Annotated in this window: 14 protein-coding genes; 11 read left to right on the top strand and 3 right to left on the bottom strand. The window is 71.8% G+C overall.

Annotated features, from left to right (window positions below; all coding sequences use genetic code 11):
• From BLW85_RS13370 to BLW85_RS13340, 7 genes are all read left to right on the top strand, one after another.
• Positions 1–696: an RNase A-like domain-containing protein gene (locus tag BLW85_RS13370; protein ID WP_143060443.1), complete on the top strand. Its 696-nt coding sequence runs from the start codon at positions 1–3 to the stop codon at positions 694–696.
• A 52-nt stretch (positions 697–748) separates the two neighbouring features.
• Positions 749–1,369, top strand: coding sequence for a hypothetical protein (locus BLW85_RS13365; protein WP_143060442.1), 621 nt, complete (start codon positions 749–751; stop codon positions 1,367–1,369).
• A complete protein-coding gene (locus BLW85_RS13360; RefSeq protein WP_074992158.1) occupies positions 1,359–2,003 on the top strand; it encodes a Fic family protein in 645 nt (214 codons plus the stop codon). The genes BLW85_RS13365 and BLW85_RS13360 overlap by 11 nt, the downstream gene beginning before the upstream one ends.
• Before the next feature lie 11 nt (positions 2,004–2,014).
• The gene (locus BLW85_RS13355) at positions 2,015–2,572 is read left to right on the top strand and encodes a hypothetical protein (protein ID WP_074992157.1); all 558 of its coding nucleotides are present in this window, start codon (positions 2,015–2,017) and stop codon (positions 2,570–2,572) included.
• Positions 2,573–2,774: 202 nt separating this feature from the next.
• Complete coding sequence (locus BLW85_RS13350) at positions 2,775–3,383, top strand: toxin-antitoxin system, toxin component (RefSeq protein ID WP_143060441.1); 609 nt, start codon at positions 2,775–2,777, stop codon at positions 3,381–3,383.
• A gap of 40 nt (positions 3,384–3,423) precedes the next feature.
• Positions 3,424–4,614 (top strand): MAB_1171c family putative transporter, encoded by a 1,191-nt coding sequence (locus tag BLW85_RS13345; protein ID WP_070027555.1) that lies wholly within the window; start codon positions 3,424–3,426, stop codon positions 4,612–4,614.
• Positions 4,607–6,010 (top strand): NAD(P)/FAD-dependent oxidoreductase, encoded by a 1,404-nt coding sequence (locus BLW85_RS13340; protein ID WP_074992155.1) that lies wholly within the window; start codon positions 4,607–4,609, stop codon positions 6,008–6,010. The genes BLW85_RS13345 and BLW85_RS13340 overlap by 8 nt, the downstream gene beginning before the upstream one ends.
• A 66-nt stretch (positions 6,011–6,076) precedes the next feature.
• Here the strand turns inward: BLW85_RS13340 and BLW85_RS13335 are convergent, their stop codons facing one another.
• Both BLW85_RS13335 and BLW85_RS13330 read right to left on the bottom strand, forming a co-directional pair.
• A complete protein-coding gene (locus tag BLW85_RS13335; protein ID WP_074992154.1) occupies positions 6,077–6,412 on the bottom strand; it encodes a MazG-like family protein in 336 nt (111 codons plus the stop codon).
• 94 nt (positions 6,413–6,506) lie between these two features.
• The gene (locus BLW85_RS13330) at positions 6,507–7,070 is read right to left on the bottom strand and encodes a DoxX family membrane protein (protein WP_070027553.1); all 564 of its coding nucleotides are present in this window, start codon (positions 7,068–7,070) and stop codon (positions 6,507–6,509) included.
• Positions 7,071–7,200: 130 nt separating this feature from the next.
• Here BLW85_RS13330 and BLW85_RS13325 point away from each other — a divergent pair, with 130 nt between their 5' ends.
• Together BLW85_RS13325 and BLW85_RS13320 are read left to right on the top strand one after the other, a co-directional pair.
• Positions 7,201–7,527 carry a nuclear transport factor 2-like protein gene (locus BLW85_RS13325; protein WP_070027552.1) on the top strand — a complete coding sequence of 109 codons (327 nt, stop codon included), beginning with the start codon at positions 7,201–7,203 and terminating at the stop codon, positions 7,525–7,527.
• A 77-nt stretch (positions 7,528–7,604) separates the two neighbouring features.
• Positions 7,605–8,903, top strand: a complete 1,299-nt coding sequence (locus tag BLW85_RS13320) for a D-alanyl-D-alanine carboxypeptidase family protein (protein WP_079172327.1) — start codon at positions 7,605–7,607, stop codon at positions 8,901–8,903.
• Between the two features lie 170 nt (positions 8,904–9,073).
• Here the strand turns inward: BLW85_RS13320 and BLW85_RS13315 are convergent, their stop codons facing one another.
• Positions 9,074–9,832: an SDR family oxidoreductase gene (locus tag BLW85_RS13315; RefSeq protein WP_070027551.1), complete on the bottom strand. Its 759-nt coding sequence runs from the start codon at positions 9,830–9,832 to the stop codon at positions 9,074–9,076.
• 158 nt (positions 9,833–9,990) lie between these two features.
• On the opposite strand from BLW85_RS13315, the gene BLW85_RS13310 reads away from it, so the two are divergent.
• Entirely contained in the window at positions 9,991–11,292 is a 1,302-nt protein-coding gene (locus tag BLW85_RS13310; RefSeq protein ID WP_070027550.1) for a multidrug effflux MFS transporter, read from the top strand.
• The gene (locus tag BLW85_RS13305) at positions 11,232–12,413 is read left to right on the top strand and encodes a serine hydrolase domain-containing protein (RefSeq protein ID WP_244174855.1); all 1,182 of its coding nucleotides are present in this window, start codon (positions 11,232–11,234) and stop codon (positions 12,411–12,413) included. The genes BLW85_RS13310 and BLW85_RS13305 overlap by 61 nt, the downstream gene beginning before the upstream one ends.
• Position 12,414 lies beyond the last annotated feature (1 nt).

The following is a 12,414-nucleotide window of genomic DNA, read 5'->3' as shown; positions in this document are numbered from 1 at the left end:
ATGACCATCGCGCTCTCCACGACGGAGAGCATGCTGACCGGCTACGTGAGCGGCATCACGCAGCAGAGCAACAGTGAGTGGTACGACGCTATGCGTCAGTTCTGCAGCGCATTGTGGGGAACGACGGCCTGGGGCAAGAACAATCCCGGCGGCTCCCCCTACCAGTGGCAGCACGACAAGGCGTCCAGCCCCACCGCGACGCACCCGGTCATGTCGGTCCTCTTCGACAGCGCTGAAAAGATCAGTGACCTTCTCCGGGAACTGGCGGAGGCTGCGGTCGACCTCAACCACAAAGTCTGGAACATTTATTTCGATGCGGTGAAACAGGCGGTCAAGAGTATCGATTTCAGCGACGGATTCGACATGGAAGACGTCAAAGCGGGAGTCAAGACCGTCGGTCGACTCCTCGGCGGCCTCTTGGAAAAAGGTGCCGAAGTCGGAGCCGAGATCTTGCTGGGACGCCCACCCTCGGCGGCGAATGACGATCTGAAACTGCCTGTCGAATGTGCCGCTCCAGATGGCGAGGACAGCGGGCGCAGCGTCACCAAGCAGGCGAACAACGTGAACGGGGATGGCTTCAAGAACAAGGGCTTGGATGCCCGGGCGATCCCGGTCAAGAACGTGCGGACCATCCTCAAGTACGATCCCTCGCTCACTCCGCCGTTCGTTGTTCTGACGTCCATGCCGACTCCCTGATCCACACGCCACTTCAGGAGCAGCGATCAACAGCCTCTGGTATCCCGAGTCAATGACGTGGAAGGATGTGGATCCGACCACGCACCCATTCGACCCCGAGCAAGCGCTCGCCGTAGTACGCGATGTGGTTTTCTCCCCGGATCCGGGAACCGGCAGACCGCGAGGACTGTGGTCTGCCCATTCGGTGGCCTGTGGTTTGGCCGAGCACTATGGTTCCTGGGCATTCGGCTGGTTGGGGAACGTGGATCAGGACCCCGACGCGGGCGCGCTCATCAGGAAACCTCTGTGTGACACTGCCGAGGATCTCGACGCTCAGGCTCGGCGCTATACAGAGATCTTGCTGGAGTGGCGTTCGTGGATCGAGACCTTGTCCGCGGTTTTCGCCGACTCCGCTCCCGACACCGACGCAGACGAAGAAGAAAAGCGTCGCTCCCGCGAGCGCGGTGTGGCCCCCGTGGTGGCTCTTGTGGTGGAACGCACCAGTGCGGGCGAACTTTGGCGTGCCGCGTGCGCGCGGACACTGACCTGGTACCTCGAATCGACGGGCATGGCCCCCGAAGACGCGGAGGAGCTTGCCGACGACGTCGTCGACGGGGAGTTCCAAAGTTGGATCGCGCCTGATGCCGAGGCAGTGGACAAGGCACGCGACATCATCGGGAAGCATGGTGCGTGACGATCTACAGGCTTGGCTTCGCGTCCGTGAGGAGGTCGATTGGGGTGACGTGAAGGATGTGACCGGTCCGATCCGTGGGCGCCGCGACGGGATCCTGGCTGCGGCCGCCCTGCGTGACAGGCCGGGAGACACCACGCGTGGTGACAGACTGCGGGCCGCCTGGCAGCGAGCGTGTTCGGACGCAGCGGCCGGAGCGCTCCTCGAATTCCGTCTGCTCAGCGAGTGGCAGAAACTCGTCCTTGGCCTCCCCGAGGTCTCGTTTCGCATGCTGCCCGCCTTCGCCAAGAAGGGAAGGGAACGGTACGGACTCGGCGCCGAGACCCCACTGCTCTTCGATGCCTGCCTGGCCGAGAGTGGGGCCTCGGACGTTCCCCTGGCCGCACGCGCCGCACGCTTGTACCTCGACGTCTGCTTCTTTCATCCGTTCCACGACGGCAACGGTCGCGCCGCTCTGCTGGCACTGGGCTTCGTGCTGGCACGGGAGAACGTCTTCCTGGAGGAAGTGGGCCCCATCCAGATCCGCAGGTACGCGGACGATGCCGTTGGTGCCGCGTCGCTGGCCCGGGTCATCCACACCTTGGCCATGGCGACCGGCCGGCGTGGGCAGAATGACACGGTTCAGCAGTCGCCGTGAAAGGAGACCGAGTGCTCGACTCCGCTTCCTGGCAGGCCGGTCTGCTGGAGTTGTTCGGGGGGACCTTCGCCTTCGCGGCGGCAGGGCCGCGAGCCCACGAGGACTGGCGGCGCGATGTCCAGGCGGTCATGACGCTCCGGGCTAAGGATCCGCGTAGGTGGAACACCCTGGTTTCCACCCCGCCGGCCAGCGGCGCGGCGAGGGCCGACGAGAAGCCGTTCGCTGATCTCCGTCTCGATGAATTCGACAGGCTCCTCCACCCCGTGGGCAGGGAATCCGCCACGCAGCTACTGGTGGCCCTGCAAGGGGAGTTCTACCAGTCGGCCAACATCCCGGATTTCGTCAGGCGCAAGGACCGGCTCTTCGAATGCGCCGGGAGAGTCCTTTCCCGGTTCGGCGACAAGGCTGATCACTATACGAACGCAGCCGAGGCCCGGGACGATCCGAACGCCGATCTGACGAACCCCGACACCGAGTGGAACTGCCTGTCCGAGTTCACCACGGACTGCGGTCTCGTCGTCGTCTCCGACTCCGAAGTCGGAGTCTTCTGGGCCTTCTCCGAAGACTGAGATGCATCATGCGCGCCCGCAAGCCGGTCCCTCCGCCAGGAACCCACCCCACCTGGCCACAAACCACCGTTGAGCCCGCTCACCCCCTCCGGTAGGGTGCCGTGCGCACGTCAACTGGAGTCGTTGCACATTCTGGGAGTACGCCGGTGGAGTCCGTCCCGTCTCTTCCGACGGCGTTTCTCCGTCGTTGCCGAGGAGTGCGGTGAGCGCCGGGACCAGGGCGATGCGCAGGCTCGGTTCGCGGTTGTTCGCCGCGCTCGACGTGCCCGGCGGTGACGACACCCTCCTGCCCGCCGTCGGCAGGGCCGTCACACAGGTGCGGGGGCGGCCCGTGCGGCTGCACGCCGTGGCGTTTCCGCCCGAACTCGCCAGCGGGCTGTGGATCGACCGCGCCGGCCAGGACGTGATCGCGTACGAGCGGAACACCGACCTCGACCACCAGCTGGTCATCATCGGGCACGAGGTCTGGCACATGTTCGAGGGGCACTGCGGTTCCCTGACGGCGCACGGCCCGGCCGCCTCCCGCGCGCTCGGCGACGGGATGCCGGACGCCCTGCGCGACCTGGTCGCCGACGTCTGCGACGACGGTTCGGCCGGGACGCCCGGGGAGCGGATGGACCTCGGGTTCCACATCGCCCTGCGGGCCGACGACCCGGCCGTGGTCCGCCAGGAGGAGGAGGCCGAGTTCTTCGGGTACCGGTTCGCCACCGGAGTGCGCGAGGCACTGGCCGAGGCGCGGTCGCTCGCCGACCCCGCTCGGCTGGAGGGCCGTATCCGGGTGTCGCTGGTGCATCGCATCCGCGGCTCCTGACCCCGGACACGACCGAGCCGCCCGAGGAGCCCTCACCGCCGTGAGCCACGGACCCGACAACACCGTCTTCTACCTTTGCGGCACGCTGCTGCTGCTGATCTGTCTGCTGAAGGTGCCGGCGCTGCTGCGCCACCGCCGCGACCTGCTGCTCGGCTCCGTGGTCCTGCTGCTCTTCGACGGCGCGCTGGTCTTCTTCTTCGCCGCACCGGACTCGATCGCCGAGATCAACCGGGTCACCGGCGTGCCCAACTTCGCGGCGCCGCTGGCCTATTCGGCGCTGGCCGTCTTCGGCGGCGCCAGCCTGCTGCTGATCATCAACTGGCGGCCGGCACCCGCCGAACGGACCCGGCGCGCCTCGCGGGTGTGCGTCCTCGTCTACGGCCTGGTCGTCGTCGCCGTCAACGTGCTGTTCTGGGCGGGGCGTGCCCCGGTGGAGCAACTCACCCTGTTCGACGGGTACTACGCGAGCACCCCGTTCATCCGCGAGATGATCCTGACCTACCTCGTGGCCCAGGGCGTGGGCACGATGGCCACCAGCGTCCTGTGCTGGCGCTGGTCCAAGCAGGTCCACGGCTCGCTGCGGGCCGGACTGCGCATCCTGGCGCCCGGCTATCTGCTGCACGTGTGCTACGACGTCGTCAAGCTCGTCGCCATCGGCGGCCGTTGGGCCGGGCACCGGTGGGACTTCCTCATCGACCAGGTGGCCCCGCAGACCGCCGCTCCCTCCGCCGCCTTCGTGGTCTGCGGCTTCGGGGTGCCCCTCGCCGGCCCGCCGCTCGCGCAATCGGTCCGCTCGCTGCGGCAGTTGCGCCGGCTGACGCCCCTGTGGGAGGAACTGCGGGACGTGCCCACGCCCGGCGCGGTCCGCACCTCCCTGCCCTGGTGGTCCTCTCCCGCCGTACGGCTCACCCGCCGCAGGACCAGCATCTACGACGCGCTCCTCGCGCTGGCCCCGCACTACGACCCCGCCGTGCGCGAGCGGGCGCTGCGCGCCGCACTCGACCGCGGCGACGACGCGGCCACCGCCGAGGCGACGGCGGAGGCGGCCATGGTCATCGCGGCCCGCACCCGGCGGTCCCGGGCGGGAGCCGTTCCCGGGCGGCCCGCGGACCCACCGCCCCGGCAGCCGCGTGATCTGATCCCCCTGTCCCGGGCCCTGTCCTCGCCCGTCCTGTCCGCCCTCCGCGAGCGCTCCCGCGCCGCCCAGGCAGAAAGCAGCCACCGTGACTGAGCCCCGTCAGCAGCCCACCCGTGCCGTCGTCATCGGAGGCAGTCTCGCCGGCATGCTCGCCGCGGCCGCCGTGAAGGACGCCGTCGACGCCGTCGAGATCATCGAGGCGCACGAGCTGCCCGCCGGGCCCGAGCCCCGCACGGGTGTGCCGCAGGCCGCGCACGTCCACCCCCTGCTGTCCGGCGGCGCGGACGCCATCGACGCCCTGCTGCCCGGCACCGTCGAGCAGTTGGTGGCGGCGGGCGCCAACCGGGTGCCCATGACGACGAACATGGTCTACCTCTCGGCCGAGGGCTGGTACCGGCGCTGGCGCAGGACCACCCAGTACCTGATCGCCGCCGGCCGCGATCTGACCGACCACGTGGTGCGCCGGCAGGTGCTCGCCGACCCCCGGGTCGGGGCGCGTGCCGGCTGCCGGGTCGTCGGGCTGCTCGGCGGCCGCGGACGGGTCACCGGGGTGCGGCTGCGCACCGCCGACGGCACCGAGACCGAACTCGCCGCGGACCTCGTCGTCGACGCCTCGGGCCGGTCCACCCGCACCCCGCGCTGGCTGGCCGGCCTCGGCGTCACCGGGCTGGCGGAGGACCGCATCGAGTCCGGACTGGCGTACGCGAGCAGGATCTACCGCGCCCCGGTCGCCACCGACGACTGGCCGGTGGTCAACGTGCTGGCCGACCCGCGGCGTCCGGGCGGCGCGGGATCCATCGTGCCCATCGAGGGCGACCGCTGGCACGTGAGCTTCTACGGGCCGCCGGGCAACCAGCCCACCGCGGACGCCGACGCGTTCGAGGCGTACGCGCGCGGCCTGCGCCACCCCCTGGTCGCGGAGTTGCTGGCCCGCGCCGAACCGCTCACCGACGTCACCGTCACCCACACCACGACCAACCGGCGCCACTACTACGAGCGTCTGCGGGACTGGCCCGAGGGACTGGTCGCGTTGGGCGACTCGGTGGCCGCGTTCAATCCGATCTACGGGCAGGGCATGTCGGTGGCGGCCCAAGGCGCCCTCGCGCTGCGGCGGTTGGCGGCCGGCGGACTCACGGACGGACTGGCCCGGCGGGCCCAGCGCGCCATCGCCCGGCCCGTCGACGTCGCCTGGTCCCTCGCCGTCGGGCAGGACGTGCACTACCCCACCACCGAGGGCAGGCGGCCGAACCTCGGCGACCGGCTGCTGCACCGCTACGTGAGCCGGCTGTCGTACACCGCGATCGGCAGCTTCCGCGTCGCCACGGCCCTCACCGAGGTGCTCACCCTCCAGGCCCCGCCGACCGTCCTGGTCCGCCCGGACGTGCTCCTCGCGGCGGCCCTCGGGCCCCGGCGTCCGCTGACCGACGGGCCGACGTTCACGCCCGACGAGCTCCGCCGGCTGGCAGGCGCGGGCGTGCCGCTGACCTGACGGCCCCAGGGTCTTTCGTTTGGATCAGGCCGGATCAGGGAGCGGGGTCTGGTGCCGTGCGAGGCCCTACGCCGACGGCTTCTGCGGCCGGTCCCGCACGCCCGCCAGATGCCGTTCGAACACCGCGGGGGCGTCGGGGGTCAGGGTGCGCAGGGCCATCAGGGCGGTGATGGCCACGTCGCACAGCTCCGCCTGGACGTCGTCCCAGGTGTGGGAGAAGCCCTTGCGGGGGTTCTGCCCGGTGGCCCCGATCACCGCCTCGGCGACCTCGCCGACCTCCTCGGACAGCTTGAGGATGCGCAGCAGCAGGCCCTCCTGGCCGGTGTGGACGCGGGTGGCCTCCATGCGGGAGAAGAGTTCGTCGACGGTGGGCCAGAGCGGGGCGGGAAGCTGGTCGGTCATGCCCCGCAGGGTCCCACGCCCCGGCGGCACGACGCTTCTCCCGCCGCCGATCCGGCCTGGTCCGGCCCGGTCCGCCCGGTCCAAACGAGAGGCCCTAGTCCTCCTTGAGGCTCTCCTCCTCGAACAGCGCCTCCTGTTCCCCCGCCGCCTTCGCCCGCACCCGCCTGGTGCGGGCCCCCACCACCAGGGCCGTGCCCGCCGCCGTGGCCGCGAGTGCGGCGGGGACCATCCAGCCGCGGTCGAGGACGTGGCCGAGGGCGTGGTCGAGGGAGAGCCGGCCCGGGCCGGTGACGGCGAGACCGGCGGCGGCCAGGCCCAGGGTGGCCGCGTGCTCGTAGCCGCCCTCCTGGGCGAAGAAGCCGTTGGGCGCGTGCACCGCCGCCGCGCCGGCCATCGCGCCCGCGGCCGCCGCGCCCGCCCCCGGCGTGGCCAGGCCCAGGGCGAGCAGCGCGCCGCCGCCCGCCTCTGCGAGGCCCGCGGCCGTCGCGCTGGCCTTGCCGGGGGAGTAGCCGACGGACTCCATGAACTGGCCGGTGCCCTCCAGGCCGTGTCCGCCGAACCAGCCGAACAGCTTCTGCGCGCCGTGCGCCGCCAGTACCCCGCCCGTCCCCAGCCGGAGCAGCAGCAGGCCCAGATCACGTCGGTCGTAACAGGTCACGGTGACTCCCCAACGGGATGTGAAGTACAAGGCCCTCCCCGTGTTACCACCGTCACGGCGGTCACACCATCGGACACCTCCCGCGTCCGCTCGGGTGGCGGGGTCCGGGCGGCGGTGTGAGCCTGGCGCCATGACCATTCAGCCGGCCAAACTCAGCGATCCGGCCGTCCGGGCCTTCGTCAGCGCCGTCAACGCGCATGACCGTGACGGCTTCCTGGCCCTGCTCGCGCCGGACGCCACCATGTCCGACGACGGCTCCGACCGCGATCTCGACGACTGGATCGACCGGGAGATCTTCTCGTCCAACGGCCACCTGGACGTCGACAGCGAGGGCCGGGACGGCCGCTCGCTGGTGGCCCGCTACCGCAACGACGCGTGGGGCGAGATGCGCACCCGGTGGAGCTTCACCGTGGACGAGGAAGGGCGGATCTCGCGCTTCGAGACCGGCCAGGCGTGAGGTCGCTCACGTCGCGCAGCTCACGTTATCCGGTCAGATTTTCATAACGTGGCAAATTCCCTGCCGGTCACCGGCCGATGGTGCGGAATCCGCTGCTCGGCGCGGTGTACCGTCCCGGGGTGCGCGAATCCTCCCGGCTCAGCCGGCGTGCCGTCCTCGGGCTGACGGCCGCCGCCCTCCCCCTGTCCGCGGCCGCCCCGGCCTCCGCCGAACCCACCGCCGTCGGCGGCGCCCGGCTGGCCCGGCGCGGAGTCCAGACGAACGGCGCCACCGGGCTCCCCAAGTCGCTCACGGCCCGCGCATGGCTCATCGCCGACGGTACGACGGGCGAGGTGCTCGCCTCCTGCAACGCCCACCAGCGCCTCGCGCCCGCGTCCACGCTGAAGATGCTGTTCGCGGACACCGTGCTGAAGAAGTTCGACCGGACCGAGAAGTACACCGTCAAGGACTCCGACATCGCGGACGTCCCGGCGGGCTCCAGCCTCGTCGGCATCAAGGCCGGCATCACCTACACCGTCGAGCAGTTGTGGCAGGGCGTGTTCCTGCGCTCCGGCAACGACGCCGTGCACGTCCTGTCGCACATGAACGGCGGCATCGCCAAGACCGTCGCCGAGATGCAGGCCAGGGCGCAGGACCTCCAGGCCCTCGACACCCATGTGGTCAGCCCCGACGGCTTCGACCACCCGGGCCAGCTGTCCTCGGCGTACGACCTCACGCTCTTCGCCCGGCACGGGCTGCAGGACCCCGACTTCCGGGGCTACTGCGGCACGCGCGTCGCGGACTTCCCGGCGGGCGGCAAGAAGACCTTCCAGATCCAGAACACCGACCGCCTGCTGACCGGCGCGTGGGGGCTGAAGACGTACGACGGCCTGATCGGCGTGAAGAACGGTTACACCAGCCACGCCGGCAACACCTTCACCGGCGCCGCCACCCGCGGCGGCCGCACCCTGCTGGTCACGGTCATGCACCCGGCCACCGGCAGCAACGCCGTGTACGAGCAGACCGCCGCCCTGCTCGACTGGGGCTTCACGCACGGCGGTTCGGTCCAGCCGGTGGGCACCCTGGTCAAGCCGCTCAGCGAGGGCGGCGCGCCCGCGACCCCGGCGCCCGGGCACGCGGGCGGACAGGCGGCGGCCGGCGCGTCGGGCGCACCGGCCAAGGGTCCCTCCACCGGGCGCCTGGTGGAGGGCGCCGCGGGCACGGCGGCGCTGCTGGCCGTCGCGGGCGGCTTTTTGGTACGGCGTCGCCGGCGGGCCCTCGCGGTCCGCGGGGCGAGCGCGGCGACCGGTGTGCCGCAGGTGCCGCACCAGGCGGACGCCGGCCCCGAGGAGCCCCCGGCCCCGACGGAGCCGCCCGGCGGCCGTCACCGGCGCTGAGCCGGACGGCGGCCGTTCCGCCTCGGATGCGGAACGGCCGCCGTCTCCCCCCTCGATGTGGCTCTGGAACCCACGTGCTCCAACTGTGGAGCTTTCGTGGAGAAGAGTGGAACACGAAGGCTCGACCAGCCGCAATACCGCGGACGTCGGAATTCCGGTCGGACGGATCGTCAGCCGCGCCCGATGTACGGCATCCCCGTCGCCAGCACCGTCGCGAACTGCACGTTCGCCTCCAGCGGCAGCTCCGCCATGTGCCGTACGGTGCGCGCCACATCGGCCACGTCCATCATCGGCTCGGGCGCCGTCTCCCCGTTCGCCTGGAGCACGCCGGACCGCATCCGCCGCGTCATGTCGGTGGCCGCGTTGCCGATGTCGATCTGCCCGACCGCGATCCGGTACGGACGCCCGTCCAGGGAAAGGGACTTGGTGAGGCCGGTCAGCGCGTGCTTGGTCGCGGTGTAGGCGACCGAGTGCGGGCGGGGCGTGTGCGCCGAGACCGAGCCGTTGTTGATGATCCGGCCGCCGCGCGGGTCCTGTTCCTTCATCGTCCGGTACGCCGTCTGCGCGCACAGGAACGCCCCGTTGAGGTTGGTGTCCACCACGTGCCGCCAGGCGTCGTAGGACAGGTCCTCGACCGGGACCCCGCCCGGCCCGAACGTGCCCGCGTTGTTGAACAGCAGGTCCACCCGGCCGAAGCGGTCCACGGTCGCCGTGAACAGCGCCGCCACCTCCTCGGGCCGGGAGACGTCGGTGGGCACGACGAGCGAGGGCGCCCCGGCCGCGAGCGCCGCCGTCTCCCGGAGCGTTCCGGCGCGCCGGCCCGCCAGCGCCACCGACCAGCCGGCGCGCAGCAGTTCGACGGCGACGGCCCGGCCGATCCCGGAACCCGCGCCGGTCACCACCGCGATCTTCGATTGCGTATCGGTCATGCCACCGCAGGGTAGGGCTGATATCCGTCATACGGAATCGCCTGTCCGTCATACGGTTGCCGCGCGCGCCCGTGTCCCCCCTCTCGCTCACGCGTTCCCCGAGCGGCCGTGCGAGCTGGGAACATGGTGGCCGGACGACAGACACGGGAGGGGACTTCATGCCCGAGCACGCGGCGGCACCGACACCGCAGACGCAGGACACCGCCGGACCGCCCGCGACCCCCGCCGCCCGCCGCACCGGTCTCCTCGTGACCTTCGTCCTCGGCGGCCTCACCGCGACGCCCCCGCTGGCCATGGACATGTACCTGCCGTCGCTGCCGGAGGTCACCCGGTCCCTGCACGCGCCCGCGGCCACCGTCCAGCTCACCCTCACCGCCTGCCTGCTGGGCATGGCCCTCGGCCAACTGGTCGTCGGCCCGATGAGCGACCGCTGGGGCCGCCGCCGGCCGCTGCTGGCCGGGCTCGCCGTCAACGTCGTCGCGACCGCGCTGTGCGCCGTCGCCCCCAACGTCGAGACCCTGGTCGCCTTCCGGCTGGCACAGGGCCTCGCGGGCGCGGCCGGCATCGTCATCGCGCGGGCCGTCGTCCGCGACCTCTACGACGGCGTCGCCATGGCCCGCTTCTTCTCCACCCTGATGCTGATCTCCGGCGTCGCACCGGTCGTGGCCCCGCTGATCGGCGGGCAGATCCTGCGGGTGACCGACTGGCGCGGGGTGTTCATGGTGCTCACCGTGGTCGGGGTGCTGCTCGGCGCACTGGTCTGGCTGCGGCTGCCCGAGACCCTGCCGCCGGGCGACCGGCACGGCGGGGGAGCGGTCCACGCGCTGCGCTCGATGCGGGCGCTCCTCGCCGACCTGCCCTTCACCGGCTACATGCTGGCCGGCGGCTTCGCCTTCGCCGCGCTGTTCGCCTACATATCGGCCTCGCCGTTCGTGATCCAGGAGATCTACGGCGCCTCCCCGCAGACCTTCAGCCTGCTGTTCGGCCTCAACTCGGTCGGCCTGGTGATCGCCGGGCAGGTCAACGGCAAGGTGCTGGTCGGCCGGGTCAGCCTGGACAAGGTGCTGGCCACCGGGCTCGCCGTGATCGCGCTCGCCGCCACCGCGCTGCTGCTGATGGCCGGCGGCGTCTTCGGCCAGGCGGGACTCGTCCCCGTGGCCGCCGCGCTGTTCGTCCTGATGTCCGCCATGGGCATCACCCTGCCCAACGCCCAGTCCCTCGCCCTGCTGCGCACCAAGCACGCCGCCGGGTCCGCCTCCGCGCTGCTCGGCACCTCCTCCTTCCTCGTCGGCGCGGTCGCCTCACCGCTCGTCGGGATCGCCGGGGAACGCACCGCCGTCCCGATGGCCGTCGTCCAACTGGCGGGCGCACTGGTCGCGGGAGCCTGCTTCGTGGGAATGTGCCGTCCCTGGAACACGCGGGAGCACACCCGTGCGGGGTCGGAAGGAGACGAGAACTGAGCGCCCCGAGACTGCGCGCCGGCACACCGGAACGGGCCGGGCTCGACCCCGCCGCGCTCGGCCACCTGGTCGGCGAGGTGCACGCCCTCACCGAGGGGCCGCGCCCCTGGGCATCCGGCGCGGTCGTCCTGGCCGGACGCGGACCCGTGATCGCCGTGGCGGAGGCCGCGGGCTGGGCCGTACGGTACTCCGCCTGCGACCCCGAGACCGGCGCCGGCGTCGAACTGCCGGCCGCCGACCGGGTCCCGGTCACCGTCGCCACCCCCTTCGACCTGGCCTCGCTGACCAAGCTGTTCACCTCGGTCGCCGCCGTGCAGCAGATCGAGCGCGGCACCCTGGGGATGGACGCCCAGGTCGGCCACTACCTGCCCGAGTTCCGCGCCGCCGCCGAACACGGCATCACCGTGCGGCAGTTGCTCACCCACACCTCCGGCCTGCGGCCCGAACTCCCGCTGTACGACTGCCCGGACCGCGCCGCCCGGCTGGCGATGCTGCGCGCCGAGGCGCCGACGAGCACGCGGGGCGGCTACCGCTACTCGGACCTGAACATGCTGCTGCTCCAGTTCGTCCTGGAGCGCGTCACCGGACGCCCCCTCGACGTCCTCGTGCACCACGGCATCACCCGGCCGCTCGGCATGACCGCGACCCGGTTCGGACCCTGCCCGGGGGCCGCGGCCACCGAGGACCAGTGGCGGCCGTGGGCCAAGGCCGACCGCGGGATGCTGCGGGGCGTCGTCCACGACGAGAACGCCTGGGCGCTCGGCGGGGTCGCCGGCCACGCCGGGCTGTTCTCCACCGCGGGCGACCTCGCCGTCTTCTGCCGCACCCTGCTCGCGGGCGGCTCCTACGGCACCGCGCGCATCCTCGGCCCCGACTTCGTGGACCTCCTGCTCTCCCCGCCCGGACTGGGCTTCGCCGTGGACCAGCCCTGGTTCATGGGCGAGCTGGCGGGCCCGGACGCGGCGGGGCACACCGGGTTCACGGGCACCTCCCTGGTCGTCGACCGGGCGACGGACACCTTCCTGGTGCTGCTGGCCAACACGGTGCACCCGCGCAGGCGGCCGGCGGACAGCCTGCCGCGGGCGCGGATGGCGACATGGCTGGCGAGAGCCGTCGTGTGAG

It is taken from the genome of Streptomyces misionensis, from assembly GCF_900104815.1.
GTDB lineage: Bacteria > Actinomycetota > Actinomycetes > Streptomycetales > Streptomycetaceae > Streptomyces > Streptomyces misionensis.
This window is presented reverse-complemented; position numbering and strand designations above follow the sequence as displayed.